General features: G+C 56.1%; 21 protein-coding genes. 9 read left to right on the top strand and 12 right to left on the bottom strand.

The features are described 5' to 3' along the window. Positions 1-334: 334 nt before the first annotated feature. Genes J7412_RS18950 through J7412_RS18935 form a run of 4 tightly spaced genes read left to right on the top strand, consistent with a single transcriptional unit; the run spans position 335 to position 4,735 of the window. Positions 335-1,849, top strand: a complete 1,515-nt coding sequence (locus J7412_RS18950; RefSeq protein ID WP_209080444.1) for an FAD-binding domain-containing protein — start codon at positions 335-337, stop codon at positions 1,847-1,849. Continuing rightward, positions 1,846-1,983: a DUF2256 domain-containing protein gene (locus J7412_RS22125; RefSeq protein ID WP_209080442.1), complete on the top strand. Its 138-nt coding sequence runs from the start codon at positions 1,846-1,848 to the stop codon at positions 1,981-1,983. The genes J7412_RS18950 and J7412_RS22125 overlap by 4 nt, the downstream gene beginning before the upstream one ends. After that, on the top strand, positions 1,980-3,215 hold the full coding sequence (locus tag J7412_RS18940; RefSeq protein ID WP_209080440.1) for an FAD-binding domain-containing protein: 1,236 nt from the start codon (positions 1,980-1,982) through the stop codon (positions 3,213-3,215). Before J7412_RS22125 ends, J7412_RS18940 begins: the two co-directional genes overlap by 4 nt. A gap of 26 nt (positions 3,216-3,241) precedes the next feature. Continuing rightward, the gene (locus J7412_RS18935) at positions 3,242-4,735 is read left to right on the top strand and encodes a cryptochrome/photolyase family protein (protein WP_209080438.1); all 1,494 of its coding nucleotides are present in this window, start codon (positions 3,242-3,244) and stop codon (positions 4,733-4,735) included. A 176-nt stretch (positions 4,736-4,911) separates the two neighbouring features. Here the strand turns inward: J7412_RS18935 and J7412_RS18930 are convergent, their stop codons facing one another. Next, positions 4,912-5,676 carry a helix-turn-helix domain-containing protein gene (locus J7412_RS18930; RefSeq protein ID WP_209080436.1) on the bottom strand — a complete coding sequence of 255 codons (765 nt, stop codon included), beginning with the start codon at positions 5,674-5,676 and terminating at the stop codon, positions 4,912-4,914. 299 nt (positions 5,677-5,975) lie between these two features. Between J7412_RS18930 and J7412_RS18925 the strand changes: the two genes are divergently transcribed. The 3 genes from J7412_RS18925 (at position 5,976) to J7412_RS18915 (ending at position 8,832) form a co-directional block, all read left to right on the top strand. Beyond that, positions 5,976-6,956 (top strand): sialic acid TRAP transporter substrate-binding protein SiaP, encoded by a 981-nt coding sequence (locus J7412_RS18925; RefSeq protein WP_209080428.1) that lies wholly within the window; start codon positions 5,976-5,978, stop codon positions 6,954-6,956. Between the two features lie 64 nt (positions 6,957-7,020). Then, positions 7,021-7,548: a TRAP transporter small permease gene (locus tag J7412_RS18920; protein WP_209080426.1), complete on the top strand. Its 528-nt coding sequence runs from the start codon at positions 7,021-7,023 to the stop codon at positions 7,546-7,548. Between the two features lie 6 nt (positions 7,549-7,554). Further along, the gene (locus tag J7412_RS18915) at positions 7,555-8,832 is read left to right on the top strand and encodes a TRAP transporter large permease (protein WP_209080424.1); all 1,278 of its coding nucleotides are present in this window, start codon (positions 7,555-7,557) and stop codon (positions 8,830-8,832) included. A 431-nt stretch (positions 8,833-9,263) separates the two neighbouring features. Here the strand turns inward: J7412_RS18915 and J7412_RS18910 are convergent, their stop codons facing one another. From J7412_RS18910 to J7412_RS18875, 8 genes are read right to left on the bottom strand one after another with little or no spacing between them, the layout of a single operon-like run. Next, the gene (locus J7412_RS18910; protein WP_209080422.1) at positions 9,264-9,707 is read right to left on the bottom strand and encodes an SRPBCC family protein; all 444 of its coding nucleotides are present in this window, start codon (positions 9,705-9,707) and stop codon (positions 9,264-9,266) included. After that, on the bottom strand, positions 9,707-10,567 hold the full coding sequence (locus J7412_RS18905) for a phosphoenolpyruvate hydrolase family protein (protein WP_209080413.1): 861 nt from the start codon (positions 10,565-10,567) through the stop codon (positions 9,707-9,709). Before J7412_RS18905 ends, J7412_RS18910 begins: the two co-directional genes overlap by 1 nt. Before the next feature lies 1 nt (position 10,568). Continuing rightward, positions 10,569-11,777, bottom strand: a complete 1,209-nt coding sequence (locus J7412_RS18900; RefSeq protein WP_247744016.1) for a Tm-1-like ATP-binding domain-containing protein — start codon at positions 11,775-11,777, stop codon at positions 10,569-10,571. Positions 11,778-11,806: 29 nt separating this feature from the next. Next, positions 11,807-12,526 (bottom strand): ABC transporter ATP-binding protein, encoded by a 720-nt coding sequence (locus J7412_RS18895; protein ID WP_209080411.1) that lies wholly within the window; start codon positions 12,524-12,526, stop codon positions 11,807-11,809. Next, positions 12,516-13,289, bottom strand: a complete 774-nt coding sequence (locus J7412_RS18890) for an ABC transporter ATP-binding protein (RefSeq protein WP_209080409.1) — start codon at positions 13,287-13,289, stop codon at positions 12,516-12,518. The genes J7412_RS18895 and J7412_RS18890 overlap by 11 nt, the downstream gene beginning before the upstream one ends. Beyond that, positions 13,280-14,518 (bottom strand): ABC transporter substrate-binding protein, encoded by a 1,239-nt coding sequence (locus J7412_RS18885; protein ID WP_209080407.1) that lies wholly within the window; start codon positions 14,516-14,518, stop codon positions 13,280-13,282. The genes J7412_RS18890 and J7412_RS18885 overlap by 10 nt, the downstream gene beginning before the upstream one ends. Positions 14,519-14,544: 26 nt before the next feature. Beyond that, positions 14,545-15,519: a branched-chain amino acid ABC transporter permease gene (locus J7412_RS18880; protein ID WP_209080405.1), complete on the bottom strand. Its 975-nt coding sequence runs from the start codon at positions 15,517-15,519 to the stop codon at positions 14,545-14,547. Beyond that, positions 15,519-16,385 carry a branched-chain amino acid ABC transporter permease gene (locus J7412_RS18875; RefSeq protein WP_209080403.1) on the bottom strand — a complete coding sequence of 289 codons (867 nt, stop codon included), beginning with the start codon at positions 16,383-16,385 and terminating at the stop codon, positions 15,519-15,521. The genes J7412_RS18880 and J7412_RS18875 overlap by 1 nt, the downstream gene beginning before the upstream one ends. 188 nt (positions 16,386-16,573) lie before the next feature. Here J7412_RS18875 and J7412_RS18870 point away from each other — a divergent pair, with 188 nt between their 5' ends. Together J7412_RS18870 and J7412_RS18865 are read left to right on the top strand one after the other, a co-directional pair. Next, the gene (locus J7412_RS18870) at positions 16,574-17,215 is read left to right on the top strand and encodes a phosphoenolpyruvate hydrolase family protein (RefSeq protein ID WP_209080402.1); all 642 of its coding nucleotides are present in this window, start codon (positions 16,574-16,576) and stop codon (positions 17,213-17,215) included. Continuing rightward, on the top strand, positions 17,212-18,927 hold the full coding sequence (locus tag J7412_RS18865) for a phosphoenolpyruvate hydrolase family protein (RefSeq protein WP_209080400.1): 1,716 nt from the start codon (positions 17,212-17,214) through the stop codon (positions 18,925-18,927). Before J7412_RS18870 ends, J7412_RS18865 begins: the two co-directional genes overlap by 4 nt. A 1,283-nt stretch (positions 18,928-20,210) precedes the next feature. Here J7412_RS18865 and J7412_RS18860 read toward each other — a convergent pair. The 3 genes from J7412_RS18860 to J7412_RS18850 all read right to left on the bottom strand — a co-directional run bounded on the left by J7412_RS18860 (position 20,211) and on the right by J7412_RS18850 (position 23,489). Further along, a complete protein-coding gene (locus tag J7412_RS18860; RefSeq protein ID WP_209080398.1) occupies positions 20,211-22,016 on the bottom strand; it encodes a hypothetical protein in 1,806 nt (601 codons plus the stop codon). Between the two features lie 161 nt (positions 22,017-22,177). Next, positions 22,178-23,089: a MurR/RpiR family transcriptional regulator gene (locus J7412_RS18855; protein ID WP_209080396.1), complete on the bottom strand. Its 912-nt coding sequence runs from the start codon at positions 23,087-23,089 to the stop codon at positions 22,178-22,180. A gap of 247 nt (positions 23,090-23,336) precedes the next feature. Next, on the bottom strand, positions 23,337-23,489 hold the full coding sequence (locus J7412_RS18850; RefSeq protein ID WP_209080394.1) for a hypothetical protein: 153 nt from the start codon (positions 23,487-23,489) through the stop codon (positions 23,337-23,339). Positions 23,490-23,527: the final 38 nt, after the last annotated feature.

The raw sequence follows: 23,527 nt of genomic DNA, 5'->3' as shown, positions 1-23,527 counted from the left end.
CTGTTTCTGTTAAACCGCCCCATGCTACCTCAGGATCGCAATAGTTGACGGAAGGGATTACCCCTTCACCAAAGACTGCCTTATGAGCGGCAATGGCTTCACCGGCGAAATGGCCTTAGTCAAGAGCTTCAGCCACTTGCCAAATTTGGCCGCGGAGCCCCCAGTCAAATATTCCTACAGTAGCTGCCCAACCAGCGGCATAATCCAAATAGAGAACACCCAAATTGCAAGCAATCCACTCATTCTATCCGCTCAAAGGCAGCGCTTTTTCTGATCTGTTACGCGACATCACGCGTATGATCTCAAACAAAAACTCACAAAGAGAAGCGCGGGTTTGCAAGTCGTTTGGTTCAAGCGGGATTTACGTGTCTCAGATCATGCTGCCTTGGCTCAGGCCGCACGGCGTGGTCCTGTGCTGCCGCTTTATGTCGTTGAACCAGACCTGTGGCTGCAACCGGGCGCATCAGAGCGGCAGTGGGGTTTTGTGGCGGAAACCCTTGCTGAACTGCGCGACGAAACCGGACGGCTCGGAAAGCCAGTCATTGTTCGGGTTGGCACAGTGATCGAGACCTTTGAAGCCCTAAAGAAACGAGGCTACCTGGATGCACTTTGGTCGCATGAGGAGACAGGCAACGAGTGGACCTATCGCAGGGACAAAGAGGTTGCAGCCTGGTGCGGCGAAGCTGGCGTGCCATGGTATGAGCTTCAGAACCACGGCGTAATTCGCCGACTGAAATCCAGAAACGGGTGGGCCAATCGTTGGGACGCACAGATGGTGCAACCAACAATATCCCCTCCGCAGCTCACACCACTGGGCCTCGAGCTTGGCACGCTTCCCAGCGCCAAAGACCTAGGACTGCAAGAGACACCCTGTCCCCACCGGCAGGCGGGCGGGCGTAAAGTGGCATTGGAGGTTCTGAGCAGCTTTCTGAACAAGCGCGGCGAGAAGTATCAACGGTTGATGTCCAGCCCATTGCTAGGGGCCGCCGCCTGCTCGCGGTTGTCCCCATACCTTGCATGGGGCGCAGTATCGATCCGCGAAGTTGCTCAGGCCACAGAAGCCGCCCGGTGCGCGTTGCCAGCAGGCGCCAAGGAATGGCAGAAATCGATGCGGTCTTTCTCCGCTCGTTTGCACTGGCACTGCCATTTCATTCAAAAGCTGGAAGACGAACCCCAGATCGAGTTTCGCAATCTGCACCCGTTGTATGACGATTTGCGCCCCAAAGACCCAGAAGCGGAAATTCTACATGCGTGGTCGTCGGGCGAAACAGGTTATCCGTTTCTGGATGCCTGCATGCGGTCTTTGCGCGCCACGGGCTGGTTGAATTTTCGTATGCGCGCGATGGTGATGGCCACCGCGAGCTATCATCTGTGGCTGCACTGGCGCGCGCCGGGGCTACATCTGGCAAGGATGTTTACAGACTATGAACCCGGTATTCACTGGAGCCAGGTCCAGATGCAATCCGGCACAACCGGTATCAACACTGTCCGCATCTACAATCCGGTCAAGCAAGGTTTGGATCAGGACCCAAAAGGCAGGTTCATTCGCCGCTGGGTGCCTGAGCTGGCCGAGATAACAGATCAAGATCTCCATGAGCCATGGAACGCGGAAAACGCCGATGCCGTTATTGATCAAAGATATCCGAGGCGTGTTTTTGACCACTTGGCGGCGGCAAAGGCCGCACGAGAAAAGGTTTGGGCGGTGCGGCGGCGGGCTGAATTTCGAGATCAGGCACAGGCCATTGCCGCCAAACATGCCAGCCGCAAATCCGGGCGCGCCCACAAGAGAAAATCAAAGATCGCAGCGAACCCTGCCCAACTCAGCCTGCCCCTCGAAGACGTCACATGAAAATGCGCAAAAAAGCGGATCTGCCGCAGAAAATCTGCCCTGTGTGCAAACGTCCCTTCGCGTGGCGCAAAAAATGGAAGAGGGACTGGGAGGCCGTCAAATACTGTTCGCAACGTTGCAAGGCGGCCGCATGACCTCGGGATTTGAAGAGCTGAACTACCCTCTGGAACAGGTGCGGTTTGAACCCACACGAAAAGCGGGTTTGGCACGGCTGGAACAGTTTGTATCTCGCACTGGACGTCACTACGCGCGCACCCGAAATTATGATTTCGGGGCGGACAGACGCACCAACGTTTCCGTGCTATCGCCGTGGCTGAGACATCGCCTCGTGACTGAAGAAGAAGTGCTTTTTCGTGTACTGGCGGCCCATGGGGATAAAGCTGCCGAGAAATTTATACAAGAAGTGTTTTGGCGCACCTATTTTAAGGGCTGGCTGGAACAGCGGCCAAGTGTCTGGACCAGCTATCAGAGAAACCTTCTGGCGCGCCTAAAGCGGCTGGAAGACGATGACGCGTTAAACACCACGTATCAGGATGCGATCTTCGGCAGGACCGGTATCGATTGTTTTGATCACTGGATGAGGGAGCTCACTGCTACCGGCTATCTTCACAATCACGCGCGGATGTGGGTGGCCTCAATCTGGATTTTCACGCTCAGGCTGCCATGGGAATTGGGAGCGGATGTCTTCATGCGCCATCTTGTAGACGGGGATCCCGCCTCAAACACGTTGAGTTGGCGCTGGGTGGCTGGGCTCCATACGAAGGGGAAGACCTATCTGGCGCGCCCCGACAATATCGCAAAATACACCAATGGCAGGTTTCAGCCTCAAGGTTTGGCCGATATCACAGAACCCTTGGTTGAAACGGAACAGCATCCGCGCATCGCGCTCCACGCCCGGTCAAATCAGCCACTCACACAGCCATATCTGCTCCTGATCACAGAGGACGACTTGGAAGCGGCAAAATTCGTGCCATATCAGCCTGCCGATGTGATTGGCTTAACGGCGACACATGGCCGCTCGCCTGGTCAGATCGGCGAAGTGGCGTCAAGTTTCGCGAAAGACGCCATGGATAGCGCATTGTTGCCTTTTGGGAAGGTCGGAGAGGCCCATGAGGATTGGGCGGAACCCCTGATCAGGGCAGCCAAAGACTGTAACGTCAACACCATCGTCACACCTTATTATCCTGTTGGCCCAGCCCGCGCGCGGCTGGACGCCGCAGAGCCGAAACTGCGCGCCGCAGGAATAGACCTGTATCGGATTTTGCGCGCTTACGACGCGCGTTCTTGGCCACATGCCAAGGCGGGCTTCTTTGGTCTCAAGAAAAAGATCCCTTCCATCCTGCGTGACCTAGATCTGGTCCGCTGATCCCATCACTCAAACAGAGAAACACTGTGACATACGCCGCTCTTGTGCTTCCAAATCAATTGTTTGCCCAGCACCCCGCCTTTTATTTCCCATTGCAGAAGGTGATCTTGTTTGAAGACCCTTTGTTCTTTGGCGACCCGCAATATCCCATTCAGATGCACAAACAGAAGCTCTGGCTCCATCGGGCGAGCATGGCCAGATATCAGCAAGAGCTGGAGGTCAAAGGGTTTGATGTGGAGCTCATCCCATATGAACCTTGCACCAAAGCTTGCTTGCACCTTTTCGAACGACTCGTCGCCCAGCAGATCTCTCATGTCGTCATGGCCGACACCGTCGATTTCATCGCTGAGAAGCGGTTGCGGCAGGCGGCCGCCGAGGTGGGGCTCGCACTTGAATTTCTGCCTTCGCCCGGTTTTCTGAACACGCGCGCCGAAAATCAAGCGTGGTCTGCGGGGCGCAAACGCTGGTTTATGGCGGAATACTATAAAAGCCAGCGTCGCCGTTTGAACGTCCTGATGGACGGCGATGCCCCCTTGGGCGGTCAGTGGAGTTTTGATGAAGACAATCGCAAGAAGGTGCCCAAAGCGCTTTTGCAAAGCCTGCCCTGGATAGATTGGCCCTATCACGACGATATCGACCAAGCCGCGAAAGACAGCGTTCTGAGCGACTTTCCAAGCGCGCCTGGACATCTCAACACCCTTTATTATCCAACGTCACACCGCGCGGCCTCAGATTGGCTAGATCAGTTTCTTGAAAGGCGCTTTGCGCAGTTCGGTGATTTTGAAGATGCCATTGTTCAGGGAGAAAGCTGGCTTTGGCATGCCGTTCTAACGCCGGCCTTAAACATCGGTTTGATCACGCCCGACGAGGTTTTGAACGCAACCTTGGAATACGCCAAACGCAAAAATATTCCGCTCAATTCCGTCGAAGGTTTCATCCGTCAGATCATTGGCTGGCGCGAGTTCATGCGCGCCACCTATGAGGATTTGGGTGTGCGCATGCGAACCTCAAACCACTGGGGTCATGGCCGGCCATTGCCTGCTGCGTTCTATGATAGCACCACCGGAATTGCCCCGATTGACCACACAATCACACGTATTTTGGAAACCGGCTATTGCCACCACATAGAGCGGTTGATGGTGCTGGGCGGCTTTATGTTTCTATGCGAGATCAAGCCAGATGATGTCTACCGCTGGTTTATGGAAATGTTCGTGGACAGCTATGACTGGGTCATGGTTCCCAATGTTTATGCAATGAGCCAACATGCTGACGGTGGTCTCATCACCACCAAGCCATATTTTTCCGGATCAAACTACATTCGCAAAATGAGCCATTGGCCCAAAGGAGATTGGTCCGACACTTGGGACGGACTATATTGGCGCTTCATCTTCAAACATTCCGACGCGCTCGCCAAAAATCCCCGCTGGGCCATGATGTGCCGGACAGGCGCAAAGATTTCACCGGAGGCAAAAGCGAAGCATTTAGAAAACGCCGAAGAGTTTCTGAGTGGTCTGGCATGAATGAGGCTAAACAGGATTGAATTGAAGCGCATATGGCGTTGCTAAGTCCGCTTGAGTTCTCAATGCCCGCAGAGCTTGCAAATGCATTACCTACAATGTCTGATGCAGTGCAACGTGCCGCAACTTTCACCAAGCTGTAAATGCAGCTCGACCTAAAAGACCATCTGCTACGTATTTCAGGCGCGTAGAATGGACGTCGCGATGGTGTTTCTGATCTTCAAAAGTTCCGCCTCAATCTCTTCCACGTCAGCCTCACATGTGGCGTTGTTGGCGTAAGGAACAGTCAGAGCACCATGAAGTTGCCCGCCCAAAGAAACCAACGGCACGGAAAGATCCACAACTCCGCCCATAAAACGGCTGTTGAAGCGCAATACCCCATTCTTAGCCAAAGATCCGCGGTATTCCTCCAAGTCATCGGAGCAAAATTCTGGGTTTCGCTCTCGAATGCGCGCCTCAGCTTCTGAGTAGTGAAATGAGTTCATGGCACAGAGCATCACGATACCTGACGCGGAGTCTTCCAATGGTCTGCGAGAACCAATGGGCACGCTGATCGACATCCGCAGAGGCGGTTCCCATCGCTTCATAACCACCATCTCATCGCCGCTTGGTAAAACCAATTGGCACGGCGCACCTGTGCGGGCAGAAAAACGGTCCGCCATCGGTGAAATCGCTTCAAAAATATCTTTTATAATTGGGGCATTAAGGCCCATCTCCAACAATTTCGATGTCGTTACATACCCGTAACCAGCCCCTGCCTTTTCCAAAAAACCCTCTGCTTCCAAAACCGCGATCATCCGAAACACCTCGTTTCGGTTACGGCCAAGCTCGGCTGCAATGTCCTGGGTGCTGAGCGGCTCTGGCGCTTTGCTCACGATCTCAAGAATTTTCAACCCACGCGTGAGAGCTGGTGCGGAATAGGAGGATTGAGTCGATTTAGTCATGCGCCATCCTTTCGTATTTGACACACTGTTTCAAATATGCAAACCATTCAACCCACATCAGGGAGGAAGATGTGAGTTGATGCCAGATTTGAAGACATTTCGCAGGGCGCAATCGTCGAAAAAACGCAGTTTGTTGCAAAGCTGCGCAGCGCGTCATCGCTCCAAAGGCCTGCTCAGTTTGGATTTGAGCGCCCTCCCCAAAAGCCGTGACGAAACCTCGGTTTCCGTAAGAACACCGCTCTTCGAGAACGCACCAGCACTTTAGCCAAAAGTTTCAAAACACACTCAGGGAGGAAAATATGAAACTACATCGCATCCGCACCGTTGCCCTAGGCGCGACTATGGCGCTCACTGCAAGCGTATCCACCGCTTGGGCGCAGGAAGTTCTACGCTTTGGCCATGTCTATGAAGCCTCAACGCCATACCACGCAGCAGCAGAGCGGGCCGCAGACCTACTGGAGAAGGCCACCGAAGGTCGCTACACAATGGAGGTGTTCCCAGCCTCTCAACTTGGCAAAGAAGCTGCGCTGAACGAAGCCTTGTCTCTGGGCACAGTCGATGTGATCTACACAGGTATTGCTTTCTTGGGTCAGTCTTATGGCCCGATCAGCATCTCTGATTATCCCTTCACGATGCGCTCTTACGACCACTGGAAAGCCTATGTCGGTTCCGACTTGTTTGCAGAAATGAGCGAGGCCTACAGCAAGGTTTCCGGCAACACCATTGCCGCAATGACTTACTATGGTGCACGCCACGTGACTTCCAACAAACCAATCATGTCGCCAGAAGATATGGACGGGCTGAAAATCCGCACACCAAATGCGCCTGCTTATCAGATGTTCCCAAAAGCAACTGGTGCAAACCCAACACCAATGGCCTTCGCAGAGGTCTATCTTGCTTTGCAACAAGGCGTTGTAGACGCGCAGGAAAACCCACTGCCAACCATCCAGTTTAAAAAGTTCCATGAAGTGCAGTCCAACATCAACTTAACGGGCCACATCACTAACTCTCTGGCAATGGTAGTGTCGCCGGTCACCCTCGGCAAAATGGGCGATGACGGCCAAGCCCTTCTGAACGCTTTGGCGGAAGCCGCCTCTAGCACCTCTGATGAAATTGTTGCCTCAGAGGCAGAACTCGCTGATTGGTTCCGCACACAGGGCGTGACCGTCAACGAAGTGGATCGCAAACCCTTCATGGATGCGGTGTCTCCAATGCTGACCAGCGCAGATGTGCCTTGGACGCCAGAGATCTTCGCGCGCCTGCAAGCGATCAAAGAATAAAAATGGTTCTGGGCCTGCCGATTTCGATCGGCAGGCCCAGCAACATATGGAAAGGAAAGGTCCGATGAAGGACATGATCCAAGCGCCTGAAATCGACTTTGACGCCCTGGCTCAAGAAGACGAGCTGCACTTCAAAAACTTCAAAATCAGCATAGCCGATTACCCACTTCTCGCCCTCTTTGCGGCGTTGTTTTGTGTCGTGTTCCTGCAGTTCTTCACTCGCTACGTCCTCAACGACTCAATCGCATGGACGGAGGAAGCGGCGCGGTATCTCCTGATCTTGATGAGTTTTTGCGGTGCAATCCGCTGTCAGGTGATTGGATCGCAAATCGCACTCGAATTTGTAGACAAGTATTATGGCCGTCACCTGAAGTGGGTCCATCTCTTTGCTCTACTGGCGAGTTTTGCACTGTTTTCGACCATCCTGTGGTCAGCTTGGGAGCTTATCCAGCGCACGTCATTTCAGCAAATGGTCTCTCTCCCTTTCCCCAAATACTACCTTTACGCGGGCGTGATGGCTCTAGCCGGGATCAATGCATTGATCATCATTCTACAGATCTTCACACGACTGAAATCCGCGACACGGAGCTAAGAACCCATGGGCCTCTTCATACTTTTCGCATCGCTCTTTGGTTTGATGCTGCTGCGCGTGCCAATTGCATTCTCGCTCGCACTTTCCTCCTTCGCCTACATACTGCATTCCGGCCTACCGCCAGTTTTATTGATGCATAACATGGTCAATGGCATGGACAGCTTTCCGCTCCTGGCCATCCCCTTCTTTATCCTTGCCGGTGCGCTGATGAACTCTGCGGGCATCACCGCGCGTATCTTCGGTTTTGCCCGCGCCATTGTGGGCTGGATGCATGGCGGTCTTGGCCACGTGAACATCGGCGCAAGTATTATCTTCGCAGGGATGTCCGGCGCTGCAGTGGCTGACGCCGGTGGTCTTGGCGCAATTGAAATCAAAGCCATGCGTGAAGCGGGGTATGATGACGATTTCAGCGTGGGCGTCACCGCAGCGTCATCCACCATCGGCCCCATCATTCCGCCTTCATTGCCTTTGGTGATCTTTGGCGTCATGGCATCGGTCTCGATTGGCCAATTGTTCGTCGCTGGCATTGTGCCAGGCTTGATGATGGCGGGCGCTCTGTCGGTGATGGTGTGGTGGATGTCTCGCAAACGCGCCTATCCCCGCGACGTTGCTTTTAGCGCCACCCTGATTGGCACCCGCTTCAAGGCAGCTTTCTTGCCCCTGATGACCCCAGTTATCATCGTCGGTGGCATTGTGTCCGGCGCGTTCACACCAACTGAGGCAGCCATCTGCGCGGCGGCTTATGCGCTGGTGCTGGGCACTTTGGTCTACCGAACACTCACTCTGCGCAAACTTGCCGTTATTTCCTTGGAAACCATCGAAACCACAGCCGCGATTATGCTGATCGTTGGTGCAGCCTCTGTGTTTGCTTGGATTTTGACAGCCAATCAGATCGCCACTCAATTTGCTGAATTCGTGTTGTCCTTCACCGACAGCAAAGCCGTGGTATTGCTGCTGATCATGGCGATCGTTCTGATCGTGGGCCTCTTCATGGAGACCATCGCCGCAATCTCGATTCTGGTGCCTGTCTTGATGCCTGTGGCCGCACAATTCGGGATCGACCCCATTCACCTTGGCATCATCGTCATTTTGAACCTGATGCTGGGCTTGTTGACGCCACCTGTGGGCATGGTGCTCTTTGTGCTCTCCCGGGTTTCAAAAGTGCCCTTTGAACAGTGTGTAAAGGCCACCCTGCCTTTCTTGATCCCGCTAATTGGCGTACTCCTGCTGCTCACGTTCATTCCACAACTGGTGCTTTGGCTGCCTGAACTGCTCTATGGATGAGCCAATTTTCGTGACAATCACGAAGTCGAAATGCCCACATTAGAGCCAGCAATCAAAGGTTAGCTCTGTTTGGTCTTGTATTGTGTTACCTTCACAAGGTTTCACGTTCGGTCGCTACAAACATCAAGAGCCACGTCGAGGGCTACCTCAGCGCGGCTACCGAGCGAAGAAGAGTGACATTGGCCCGCCTAAGTGTGCTGTGTCGGGTGAAATTATTGCAGCGCAGGTTGCCAACAGGCACTGTGCAGCAGGCCAAAGCAGTGGCCGACAACACCTAAGTGCTTCGCCACGCTCTGGGCCGGGTCGACAGATTTCGCGATGTCTCCAACCTGACCAGCGCGCATCGCTGCCACCTGACCTCAGTGACTTTTGCACTTCGACAGAGACGCTAGTGTTGCCAGCCGATAAAAAACCGGCCAGCAAGCAAGACCTCACCTCTTAAAGCTGTCCTCGAGAGCTCGGAAGCCGCCGATAAACACATCAATGGCCACGAAATCATGCCAATGCTGGGTCTGACCATCTCCGGCCTCAAAATCTGCCCACCATTCCGCAAAAGTTTCGTTGCGATCAGTGATCGGCGTGAATTTCATCTTGGCGATGTAGTTCACAAACGGCAGTGGCCCGTTAGGCAGCATGTCATATGACAACGTGTGCTCAAGATCGGAGATCGCCAGCAGCGTCTCGCGGATGCGGCCAGAACCATCGGTCAGGGCGAAGTTGCGCACGCAGCCCACCTCGCCATTGGCATGCCCCTCTTCGATCTTACTGTCCGTGGCGGCGGGGTGCCAGCTCGGCAGCCCGTTAAAGTCGCGCACCCGCTCCCAGACCTGCCCCACTGGCACGGCGATAACGGTAGAAGAATAAGCTTTGATCATCAGGCAACTCCCTTTTTGACGGCGGTCCCGCAACGCATTGCGCCGAACTTTGCGGTTTGCTCGGAAATGGCGCGCTCGGTCGGCAAGCGTTCCATCGATGAGGCACCATAGAACCCATGACAGTCAGGGCAAAGATCAAGGAAAGCTTGCGCATCCTCAGGCTCGGCCAGCGGGCCGCCATGGCAGATAAAAATCAGGTCGTCGCGGTGCGCGCGAGCCGCAGCCGCCCATTCGTTATAAAGGCGCGCGCAGTCTTCGATTGTCGGTGCGCTATCGCCCGCGCCGATTGCGCCACCTGTGGTCAGGCCGAAATGCGCCACGATGACATCTGCGCCCGCTTTGGCCATGTCCGCCGCATTCTTGGCGCTGAACACATATGGCGTCGTCAGCAGATCACGCTGGCGCGCCTTCGCGATCATCTCAACTTCCATCTCATAAGACATGCCCGTCGCTTCAAGCTCCTGACGGAAGCGGCCGTCAATGATACCGACGGTGGGGAAATTCTGCACACCGGCAAAGCCCATACCTGCCAAATCATCGAGAAACTCATCCATGATGCAGAACGGGTCGGTCGCATTCACACCCGCCAAAACCGGAGTATTTTTCACCACGGGCAGCACTTCGCGGCCCATGTCTTTGACGATCTCATTGGCATTGCCATAAGACATATAGCCTGCGAGCGAGCCGCGTCCAGCCATGCGATAGCGGCCTGAATTGTAGATGACAATCAGGTCAATTCCGCCTGCTTCTTCGCATTTGGCCGACAGACCCGTGCCCGCGCCGCCGCCGATGATGACCTTCTCTGCCGCGATCTTTGCGCGCAACCGATCAAGGATGTCTTTGCGTCCTGTAACCGCCATGTCAGCTGTCCTTTTCCGTATAGATTTCTTTGAAACTGCTGATCGCCGCCGCGGCGAAAGCAGGGTCGTTGATATGCATGTCCAGCTCGACGAGCTGGCGATCTGTTGTGATCTTCACGGTGTCGCGCAACGCCTGAAACAGCGCCGCGTTTGCCTCTGGATCGTGGAAGGCACCGCCTTCGATATCGAGCGCCGAGACCCCGCGCAGCGGCAGCAAGAAGCGCACCGGCCCTTTGCAGGCATTGAGCTTTTCACCAATCCACCGTCCGATCTGGGCGCATTCCTCGGCTGTGGACCGCATCAATGTCACTTGAGCGTTGTGGTGATAAAACGTGCGTCCCTTGAACTCGGCCGGCACAGACTCTGGCGACCAGAAATTCGCCATATCGAGCGCGCCGCAAGAGCCTACATAAGGGATTCCGGTGCGGGCCACGGCATCCAGCCGCTCTTCACCCGCAGACAGAAATCCGCCGACAATCAGATCGCATATTTCGGTGGTTGTGATGTCCAGCGCACCGGCGATCTCCCCCTGATCAATCAGTTGCTCCATTGAGCGCCCACCAGAGCCAGTGGCGTGAAACACGAGACAATCAAACGCGCTCGACAATTCGTCGGTGATGGCCTGCACCGCTGGTGTGGTCACGCCAAACATCGAGAGGACCAAAGCCGGGCGATCATCCGCGCTCTCAGGAATGGCGTGGGTCATCATGCCGTTCAATGCGTGGGCCGCATTGGCCAACAACTTGCGCGACACGCGGTTGATCCCGGACACATCCGTGACCGGATGGAACATGTTCACATCCGACGCACCCACATAGGCTGAGACATCGCCAGAGGCGAGCGTTGAAACCAGCACCTTTGGAAGGCCAATGGGCAATGCCTGCATGGCAGGGGCAATAATGCCCGACCCGCCGGAGCCGCCCAGACCGATGATGCCGCCCAGATCCTCCTGCCCCAATACATAAGCCTCAAGCGCCTTGGACATTTCGACCACGGCACGCCCGCGATCGTTCACGAACACCGTGGCAGGGCCTTCAGGATGGCAGGCCGCGACAGTTGCCGCGCTGACATCCGCCACGTCTTCGCCGCCTTTGGTGCCGACATTGACCAGAACGGTCGGCGTTCCAGCAGCTTCAATCAGATCGTGCACATATGACAGCTCCGCCGCTTTGGTGTCAGCCGTGCCAACGACATAGGCTTTCTTGATCATCTTCACGTTCTTCTCCTCCTGTCGCTGCCTCAGCCCGCCTGCCCAGGCTCAAGCCCCAGATGTCGCTTTTGCATGGCGGTATCTTCCTCAAGCGCCTGCGCGGTCATCCGCTCGACCACCTCGCCGCCGACCATGATCGCCACATCTTTGACCGAGGCCAAAGCCGCATGCAGGTTCTGTTCGACCAAAAGCACCGCGATGCCTTCTTGGGCGATCAATTCGATCAGTTTCACCACATCCGAAACAATTGCCGGGGCCAGCCCCTCGGTCGGCTCGTCCAGCACCATCAGACGCGGGTTCAGCAACAAAGCGCGGCCGATGGCCAGCATCTGCTGCTCACCGCCGGAAAGCGCATTGCCCAAATTCCGGCGACGTTCCTTAAGGCGCGGGAAGGTCTCGTAAACCCGGTCAATCGTCCACGCGCCGCCTTTGCGCGCCACAATTTTCAGGTGCTCTTCAACCGTCAGCGAGCGAAATACACGCCGTCCCTGCGGCACATAACCGATGCCCATGCTAGCGCGTTTTTCCGGGGCCAGCCCGGTCAGATCAACGCCGTCAAAGCGGATCGTCCCGGCTGAGTTCGGATGCAGGCCCAGAATGGTATTGCAAAGGCTGGTCTTCCCCATGCCGTTGCGTCCCAGAATGCCCAGCGGACGGTTGCCCAGATTCAGATCCACCCCATGCAGAACATGGCTAGACCCATAGCGCAGGTCGAGTCCGCGTATTTCAAGCAAAGCGTCAGTGGCCATGTGCGCCCCCGATATAAACTTCATGCACCTGTTCATTGCGCATGATCTCGTCAGGTGCGCCTTCGGCCAGCATCCGGCCGTTATAGAGCACCGACACACTTTCAGAGCTTTGCAACGCAATATCCATGTCATGCTCGATCAGCACGACAGTCACGTCTTTGGGCAGTGACATCAGCAATGCGCTCAGCTTGGGTCGCTCCGCCGGGGACAGGCCTGCCGCCGGCTCATCAAGGAGCAGAATCTTTGGGTTCTCCGCCAGAGCAATGCCAATCTCGAGCTGCCTGCGCTGACCGTGGCTCAGCTCGGACACTTCGCGGCTCAGCACATCGGCGACGCCGGCGACATGGGCCAGCCGCTCTGCCTCGACCATGCGTGCGTCGGCCTTGCGCACGGGCATGATCTGACCCCAGCCGCCGCGCACCCCGGCCACCGCCAGAAACAGAGTTTCCTGAACGGTCAGCCCGTTGAACAGATGGGCGTGCTGATACGTCCGGCGCAGCCCACGCCGAATACGTTTGTTGATCGGCTCGCGTGTCACCTCTTTCCCAAAGAGGGTGATCGAGCCGGTCGAAGCACTCAGATCGCCGGTCAGCACGTTAAACAGGCTGGTTTTGCCCGCCCCGTTTGGACCGAGGATCGCGCGGCGTTCGCCGGGACGGACTGACAGGGTGATGTCCTGCACAGCCCAGAACCCGCCAAAGCGCTTGCCAATGCCCTGAGCTTCCAGGGCATTGACGGTGGTATTTGCAGCACTTACGGGCACGAAGGATTGTCCCGGCTCACCGGACCTGCGGCCAGGAAGGTCTCTTTGTCCTGTCCCAGCAACTGGTTCACATCGCGCACAACTTTCACCACGCGGTTGCCCAGAGTGCCGTCTTCACGCTCAAACACTTCGGTCACAAAGTTGTCGACGATGCCGTTGCGGTTTTCATCCAGACGCATGGTGCCACCGGTCGGGGTGACAAATGTCAGATCGGTCAGAGCCGCGCGGAACGCTTCCTGATCGCTCGACAGATCTGCATCCACCTCGTCTAGCGCCAGCATCGCAGCCTTGGCGCTCATGTAGTAGTGATGCGCAAAGATCGACGGGGCCGAGAAGCCATCGGGAAAGGCGTCGGTGTAGCTGGCAGTGAAGGCTTTCCACTCTTCGCCGTCATAATCGCTCACCGTCGGGGTGCCCGCAGGCGCGCCAACCAGCAGCTTCTTGAACGGACCTTTGGAGTCAAGGATCGACTGGTCGATGGTGATTGAGCCGCCGATGATCGGCTTGTCGCCTCCCGCCTGGCTGTACTGCGTCAGGAAGTTGACCGCATCCGCGCCGCCAAGCGCGACAAAGATCGCGTCCACATCCTGGGGGATCGAATACACAACCGAGGAGTAATCCTTGTTCCCGATCGGGGTCCAGAATTTCTCAGGCACCTTGCCACCAGCTTTGCAGTACTCGCTCATAAAGCCCAGAACCTGCGTGTAGGGGAAGGAATAGTCCTCCGCGATCACGGCCACCGTTTCATAGCCCATTTCGTTGTAGGCATAGTCGCCCACACCCACCATCCACTGGGCACCGTCGCCGCCAAAGCGGAAGAAGTTTTCGGAGCTGTCACGCAGCGTGGTGTCCTGCGCGGCCGAAGAGCCATTGAGGAAGGTCACAGCGGGGTAAGATTTGGACAGATCGCGTAGCGCCAGACCTTCGGATCCCGACAGAGGGCCCACGATCATGTCAACGCCATCCTGCTCGATCAGCTTGCGGGCTGCGTTCACGGCGCTGTCAGGGCTTGCGTCCGAGGACATTGTGATCACTTCTATGGACTTGCCGTCCACTTCACCGCCCACTTCTTTTACCGCCAATTCGGCGCCACGGATGCCATCCTGACCCAGCGCGGCAAAAGCGCCTTCAAGGATCGAGATCACTCCGATTTTGATGTCGGCGGCCGAGGCCGGCATGGCCATCGCGCTGAGCGCGAGCACCGATGCTGCGAGTTTGAGCTTGTTCATGTTAAGGTTCCTCCCTTTTGATTTGCTCAATTTGTTGTCTTGGGTGCTGGCTGCGGCGGAGCCGGGCGAAGGCGCGCGCCCCAGTCCGTCACAAGCTGCTGCAACCCGTTGGGCGCCGCGATCACGATCAGCAACAAAACGGCGCCGATCAGTGTGTTGAAGCGCTCGCGGTCAATCAGATCGACGGCAAAAGTGTCGAGCAGGACAAAGACCACCGCTCCGACAAACGCCCCGCTGGGGTGACGCAGGCCACCGATCACCGCGATGATCAGCAGGTCGATGATGGGCCCGAGCCCGACCGAAAAGGACGACACGCGCTCCTGATACCAGGCGTTCAGAATGCCGCCGGTCCCGGCCAGAAAACCCGAGAAGGCAAAGGCTGCGACGATCGGCGTGGTGACTGAAATCCCCAGAGCGAGCACGCGCCCCGGCGCGTCGCGCACGGCCTGTATGGCCAGACCCAGAGGCGAGCGGACAAAGCCGTTGACCAGCACCAGCGCAATCACGGCAATTGCCAATGAGAGAAGGTAAAGCGGTAGCGGATCACGCAGGCTCATGTCGCCAATCATCGGAGCGCGCACGCCGGAGAAACCGGTCCAGCCATTAAAGAACGTGTAGTTCTGGCGGGTGAAGTAGAAGAAAGCCACGCCAATCGCCAATGTGATCATGATCGCGTAGATCCCGCGCGACCGACGCGCGATCAGGCCGACAATCGCACCCGAAAGGGTCGCCAGCACCAAGGCCAGCGGCACCGTCAGCCAGAAAGACAGCTCAGCGCCCACACCCACAGTGTTCGGCCCGAAATAGGCAACGGTGTATCCCGCCACTCCGGCCAACGTGGCCTGCGCAAAGGAGACAACGCCCAGATAGGTGGCCAGAAAGCTCAGGCTCAGCGCCATAACTCCAAGGATCAGCGCGCGGGTCGCAACCTGGGTCAGCCAGAAATCATTCAACATCAGAGGCAGGAGCAAAAGCGGGGTCAGGATTGCAGAGTGTTTCATTATTGTTCAGCCTTTCCAAGCAGCCCCTGCGGGCGCACCGCGAGAACCAGCACCATGATTGCGAAGGTGAAAACAACGCCATAGGTCGGCGCATAGGCGAGCCCGTATTGCTCTGCGAGCCCCACCAAAAGCGCCCCAAGCGCCGCACCGCCGATTGAGCCCATGCCGCCCACGATCACCACAACAAGCGACGACAGCAGGAATTGCAGATCGGTGCCCGGCGCAATCGACAACGCACTCGCCGCAACCACACCCGCCATGCCGGCCAGCAAACCACCAAGGGCAAAGACCAGAACAAAGATGCGATTGATCGGATAGCCAAGCGCCCGCAGCATGTCTTGGTCATCCACGCCTGCGCGGATCACAGCGCCAAATCGGGTTTTTTGGATCAAGAGCCACAGCGCAATGCCCGCCACCAAGGCAAAGCCCATCAGCGCCAGACGGATATTGGCATAGCCCACGCTGAGGATCGGCAAACGCTGACCGCCCGCCAACGCCTCCGGCAGCTCAACCTGATAGGTGATGCCGCCCCAATACCACAGCATCAGGTCCGCCATGATGATCGAAATCGCGATAGAAGCCAGCGTCTGGCGCAGCTCATCTCCCTGCATCCAGCCCAGAACGCCGAACTGAACCAGCGCCCCTGCCAAGGCCGCCGCAACACCACCACCCATGACGCCAAGCGCCCAGGAACCGGTGAGGTCAACAACGCTATACCCGACATAGCCGCCCAACAGCAAAAGCGCGCCATGTGCCATATTCACGGTCCGCATCAGACCGAAGATGAGGCTAAAGCCGCTGGCTGCGAGAAAGTAGAGCGCTGCCAGCGTCAAACCGTTCAAGGTGACAATAAGAAAAAGTGTCATGAGTCCTCCGTTGCCGAAGACCATGCCGGAAATTTCTGCAAGAGCGCAGATCTTGATGAATTGTCTTGCGAAAAATTAATCTATTGTTTTCTGATACTTACAGAATCATCAAGAAGCCGCACTTTGCAAGAATCGGAAATTTTTAGAATTTACTTCCAATTAAGACCTGTTTCTTCCTACAAATCGGAATGCAGAAACTGACCCTGACCGGACATTGCGTCACAGCACCTGTCCCGCGAAACCGCATCTATTGCCCTGTGCTTGATGGCCTGACACCCCGTCAGGCGGATCTGTCTTTTGTGATGCCGCGCATGGATCACAACCGGGCGCTCCGCGAAACGGCGAACCAGGGCGACTGGGCGTCAATACTGGCCAGCGATCCGTTTGGCTCCACCTCCGCCTTCTTCACACGCCTCAAAGAGCTGGGGTACAAAGGCGTGGCAAACTGGCCCTCCTCGATCCTTTTGGAAGGCATCTTAAAAGAGACAATGGCCACAATCCCCGCCACGCCAGAGTTTGAATATGACGTTCTCGCGTCAGCGCGGAGCGCGGGGTTGGATGCGATGGCGTTCTTTCTGTCCTTGCAACAGGCACGCGTAGCCATGCAGGCCGGCCTCAAGCGGTTGGTGCTGCACCCGGGATTGCTGGTTTCAGAAGGTGGCATCGCGCCAGACATGGTGCTCGGATCCCTGCAAAGGTTGATCAACGCGCTCAAATCTGAGGCCGAAACGGTCGAGGTGTTGGTCTACACATCCGCATGGCACGAAAAGTCTTTGCCACTCAGCGGGCTGACCGCTGACGGGGTGATCTGGTTTGGAGACGCGCCATGAGCACATCCAAAAAACCCTTCCTTTTTGCAGCCGTTGTCGGCTCGGGCCTGACAGCAAAAGCCGCGGACAAAGCCGGCGCGGATTATTTGCTTGCGCTCAACGCAGGCCGGTTCAGGGTGCAAGGCGCATCATCACTGACCAGCTTCCTGCCGGTCCGTTCTGCAAATGATTGGGTGATCGAATTTGCCGAACGTGAAATGCTTGGCCGCTGCGATGCTCCGTTGACAGCCGGATACTCCGTCAGCGACCCGACCCTCGATATCGAAAACCTTGTCAGCCGCACCCGCGATTTGGGCTTTTCCGGCATCTGCAACTTTCCCTCCACAACCCTGCTTGATGGACGCATTTCTGAAGTTCTGGAGCAAGAGGGTTTGGGCTTTGCGCGTGAGCTTGACCTCGTGCGCCTCGCCTCCAAGGCCGGGCTGACCTCTTTTGCATATGTACGCACGAACCAACAGGCGCGCAGGATGGTGGATGCGGGCGCCACGGCGATCTGCGTGAATGTCGGCTTTACCAGCGGCGCGACCGGGGTCAGCACCCATTTGACCTTGGACACGGCCGCCAGGTTGATCGACCGTGTGCTGGAAGGTGTGCCCGCCACCGTCGACAAACTCTGCCACGGCGGCCCGATCACCTCTCCCGAAGAGGCCCTGGCCATCACGCGCATCTGCAGGGTCGAAGGCTTTGTGGCCGGCTCCACGCTGGACCGCTTGCCTGTCGAGCAAACCCTGAACGAAGTGACGCGCGGCTTCACCGCCATCCCCGCGCTGGTGCGCAGCTCCTCTAGCTCAGAAAGCTCCGGTCACGACCTCGTCGGCTCATCCCATGCCATGCAAAACATCCGCGCTGATCTTAATGACCTTGCCCACGCGGATATCCCCGTTCTGCTCGTCGGAGAAACCGGCACAGGCAAAAGCCGCGCCGCGCTGCACCTTCATGAAAGCGGCCCCGCCGCGCGACGACAGCCGGTTGTGGTCGACTGTCCGGCTCTGACCTCTGAAGATGGCGCAACCTATCTGTTGGGGCGCGGCGGCGGCAGCAGCGGCAGCCAGCGCGGCGCGCTTGAACAGGCGGCGGGCAGCACGGTGATCCTTGACGAAGTCTCAGCGCTTGCCTTGGACCATCAGGGCAAGCTCATGAAATTCGCGGATGAAAGGGTCGTACAGCGCGTCGGCGATCACACACTCCGCGAAGTATCGGCGCGGATCATTTCAACCACCGGCGGACAGCTTGACGAGATCGCTGAGACCGGCGCATTTCGCCGCGATCTGTTTTATCGCCTCTCCGGTCACGAAGTCATCCTGCCCCCGTTGCGCGAACGGGTGGATGACATCCCCGAGCTCGCCCTGCATCTGGGACGCAAACAGACCGGTATGGAGCCAAAATTCTCAAACGCCGCCCTACGCGCGTTTTTAGAGCATCCGTGGCCCGGCAATGTGCGCGAACTCGGCTTTGCCGTGCAGCGCGCCATCCGAAATGCAAATGGCGGCACCATCGACCTGCGCGCGGTCGAGTTCCTGCGCAGCAAGCCGCAAACGGCCCCCGCCACACCCGAAGAACCCGCGCTCCCAGCAACCGCCAAATCCGAAAAGGAATGGATCGCCGAAGCCCTGGCCCGCAACGGCTTCCGCCGCGGCCAGACCGCCGCAGAGCTCGGCATCACCACACGTACGCTCTACAACAAAATCAAAAAATATGGCCTGCAAACCTGATGAAACGGCACATTTTCTGGAACAGAGGTAACCAGCAGCGCAAGCTTGGCGCGATGGCTGACCACTAATATAACCTCTGATCACCTTAAAACCGGGGCCGCTAAATGTCCGCACTGACGGACACTTCGGAGCTTCAATACTCGGGCTGAGATGTCCCCCTTGGAAAGCTTCTAAATGACCTAGATGTCGTGCGCACATCGACTAATGCAAATGTGAAGGCACACTTCTGTATTCTCAGCATACCCTGTTCGGAGGAATTTCGCTTCACTGGAGCCACTATGTTTCGCCATCTATTCGCAATGGTCATCGCGCTCTATCTCCCGTTTAACGCAGTTTGGGCAAAGTCAGCGGCCCCGTTGGTTGACCATGTGGTAGCAGAGTTTGGAGCACCAATTGAGATGGAAGTCTGGCTAACCGCCCACTCAGAACTACACCAAAACCCCAGCGTTCGAGCAGTGTATGACTTTCTATCGCATTGCTTTGCGACAAAAAAAGTACCTTCACCTGTGTAGTGTTTTAGAATTCACCAATTCTTAGTACCTTACCAATATCTAAACATGTAGGGCTCTAAGAAACGGCCCTACCTACCCCAAAATGCTCTTCTGAAACACCAGAACGATCGGCTGCATAGCAAAGCGTTAGACAAGAACACAATCGGCTCTTCTCGGAGAACTCTAGTGCACAGTTGGACTCCAAAGAGTTGGCAAATGTAAAGAACCGCAACGGCAAAATCTTGGACACGCTTGGGAACGGAGACTAAGAGCCTTATCAAACGGCTGCACAGCTTAGAACTCCGCAAGAAGGGACTGGAAACAGACCTTGCCGATCCCGACCAAATGCCCCCTGTGTTTCTGCATCCCAAGCTCACAGACATGTAGCGCACCAAGCTCGTCAACCCGACCGAAGCGCTGAACGATTTCGAGACCAAAGCAGAAACGACGACCCTTATCTCGCCTCTGCGAGAGGAGACCCGGCTGACCCAGAGAGCAGATAGCGGGGACAACGAGTTGATTGGTGAGTTGGCCGCTTTCCTTGCTTTGGAACAAACAAAATGGCCTCGCAGGGCTTCGCTTCGGGCCGTTCTGTAACGCTGGTTACGGGAGCGCGACACCACCGATACTGCACTGTAGCGCCTAAACGCTTCAAACGCCTGCAGCCCGACGGCAAACGACGGAAGCTGAAAGAAGCAGTACACCACGCCTGCAGCGCACTACAGCATTCGAACAAATCGGGCTATGATGCTGCCAGCCCAGCCCGCAACATCACAGCCCTAAGTCGTCGTGCTAGAAAGTCCGCCGCCAATCAAAGCTCAGTGCGGTTCTGCCCTCAGTCGACCGACGCAGCTCGGAGCGGAGTTGGCCGATCGTGAGGCCAACCATGGCCTCTCCTTCGCCCCATGAGCGACCTCTGGCTTCGCTGGTGAAGCCGTCGACGCGAATATCCGTGCCATTGTTGTTAACGGATCCAACATTGAACCCGTAGTCGAGGATCATGCCGTTTTTCAGCTCTGTTGCTTTCACGAACTCAGCGGAGACATAGTGCGCGACAGAAGAGCCGAAACTCTGGGTCGTCGAGGTAAATGCATAGTCCTGTGACGCTTGCACAATCGCTGCGTAGCGAAGCGAAATGGTCTCTCCGAAGTTGAGCTTGTTGTGAAACCGCAGAGCTGGGGAGATATAGCCAGCCAGATAGTTCTCTTCTGCGCTGTCCAAACCTGTTGCAACAACGGTGGTGTCATTGATGGTGCGTTCAGAATTCAGATGCATCACACCGAAATCAAGGCTCCAGCCGATCCCGGATGCGTTTGTCTGAGCGATGCCCGCGATCACACCGTAGCCGGTGCTGTCAAAACCAACGTCCGCGTCGCTTTCGATATCCGACGCCGTGACGCCCAGATAGTAGTCCAAACCATTGCTCAGTTGGCCACCTTGCTGAACGCCAACACCGTTTCCGCGGAAATCGTGGTAGAATTCTGTTGCGGAACCGTCGGTATGATAGCCAAAGGCGCTAAACCATTTCCCATTGTCAGCGGTACTGCCGGAGCTGGTGCTGCCGCGCCCAGCGGACACCCCTCCATGCTGCAATCCTTCCAGCAGCCCCACAAGATTGCGGGTGGTCGCATTTTTCAGGCTCAGATCGACAACATTCAGATAGTCACCATCGATCACGTAAACACCGTTTTCCACGTCAATCGAGGCCAGATCACCCGGTTGGTTTCCGGGGGTGCTTACGAAGCCTGTGCTGGAGAACCCGCCAAATTGGTAGCGGCCAGACACCCCAGTTCCGAAGTGTAAATGCGCCTCTTCGATCCTTCCATTAAAATAGGTGGAGCCGCTGATCACCGATCCATCATGAAAATAGATGTCTGACCGTCCATCGTTTACCAATTCGAGCGCGACACCGCCTCCCAGCGCCAAAATCCTGCCCGAGTTGTACAGCGTCAGCCCATCCGCAGCATCAACCACTTCGATAAGCCCCTGATTGTTTGTCGGTGTGCCCACGCGGGTCAGAGTGCCGCTGTTGACCACAGCAACTTCATCGAAATCTCGCAAATATATGGCCGCATCGACGGCACCGTTTGTAAGCGTTCCGGCGTTATAGACATAGGCTGAGCTGCCAGCGCTATTGTCGCCGTCCAAGTCCAGGACGTGCCGCGCAGAAGAGGTCTCATCGTTGAGAATTGTGCCAAAGTTGCGCACGACTACCGAGGGGCTGTTGAACACATCGATGGGGTAGGTCCGGGCAGAGATCGTGCCGTAGTTTGTGATATCGACAGAGTCGTCGTTCTGGACATCGATCGCATCTGCATTGCTTCTGATCGTGCCGTGGTTGAAGATTGTGATGGTGATGTCGTCACCATTAGGATCAACGGCGTTCACGTCGCTGGAGACCAGCCCTCGGTTGATAATGATGTTATTGTCACCAGTCGTGACAATCGCTGAACTTCCGGCGGTCACAATGGAAGCCCCATCATCGACTGTAAGAGTGTCATCGCCATCAATGGTATTACCGCCATTGGTGACGGTGGTTGATCCGGTGACGGTAAACTCGTCTGCAAACCCTGGAAAGGCCACTCCGGAGAGAGCCATTGACATTACACTTGCCGCAATACGCATTCAGTTCCCCATGTTGTGCCACTTCAGACACATCTAAATTTCCAATCACACGCCGGGAGTGGTCGGCGAATAGTCTCTTTGTTCAGTGGATCGTTCAAAGCATCGCCCACCGCATCAGCGTCCCGATGGAGTCGTCAGACAAACTGGTCGAGATCGCCATGAATTTCCTCAAGTTGTGTTAAACGTTTTCGTCCCTGCGCCCCCGCACGATCCAAGACGGACATGCTAAAAAAGTGCAGAAGCGACATGACTCCTTGGTAACGATCCAACACCTCCCGACCGCGCACATCGCAGCGGTGCGTCCATGTCGGTGAGCCAGTGGCGCGAGAGGTTGGATCAGTAATCAGAAAACTGCGCACCTTATTGCGTTCTGACCAGTTTAGAACGGTGTCAATAAGGGGCGTGCGCCGGCGCAATCCCATCACAACCAGCAGGTCGTTTTTTCCAATATCCGCCAAAGACTCCCCAAGTGTCTCACCCGCCTTTGGTAGCAAGTGCACGTCTGGCCTTGCCTGAATCAATTGCCAGCGAAAGTAGCCCGCTAGGAATTGATTGCTGCGGTATCCAATGATCCAAACTTTGGGCGCTTGGATCAAAGCGTCGCTGATCTCAGTTGCATCCTCTTCCGTCAGGTCACCAAATGCGTCGTGTATACAGCTCATGTCCTGATCAATTTGGCTGCGCAACCGACTTGCGAAATCCCCATCTTCATCTTGCCGTCGTGCCAGTGAAACGGGCGATCCCCACGCCTGAGAATCACGTACGTCACGCCGGGCACTTTCGTAACTTTCATACCCCAGGCGCTGAATCAAACGCGTGATCGCCGCTTTGGAACCGCCAGCGCGTTCCGCCAATTCGGTTGCTGAATAGGTTGCGATATCACCTGGGGTATCCAGAATAATATCAGCAATCTTCTGTTCGCTGCCTGGAAGCTCTGAATATTTTTCGCGCAAGCGTTTTAGAAAGCTAAGCTTTTTACTTTGTTGTGTTTTTTGCGCGGCAGGCTCTGGGGGCTGCGATGTGTCTTTTGAACTTATCAACGGCATCCTCCTTCATTTTAGCGCGCTCATGCAAAATCATGACAGGAACGACCAATGGCTAAGCGGCTTCGCTCCGATCTGGTCAGATCTGAAACACGATTTTCAATCTATCTGCAAGGCTGAAATTTTCAGATCGATCACTTTATCAAACGACCGTTGCCGTTTATGGCGGAATGCGCTGAATTGATGCACGGCCGCTGGAGTGGTTTGAACTCATAGTTATGGTTAGGAAGCGGAGGTTCGAAGGTAGGCATCACGCGCCTCTAGCCTGATTGCTGCCGTCGATTTTGTTGAGATCATGCCAGAAGTCGAGGTGGATAGCATTGGCGGCTTGACGGTGTCCGGGTTGGTGGCCGCCACCATGGGGATCATCGCCTGGCAGCAAATCTGAGGTCTTGGAATGCATTTGAAATGCTCATTTGCCAAACTTGAATGGGTCTCACC

The sequence above is a fragment of the Shimia sp. R9_3 genome (assembly GCF_017743755.1).
Classification (GTDB): Bacteria; Pseudomonadota; Alphaproteobacteria; order Rhodobacterales; family Rhodobacteraceae; genus Shimia.
The sequence above is the reverse complement of the archived record's forward strand: the minus strand, read 5'-3'. Positions and strand labels throughout refer to the sequence as shown.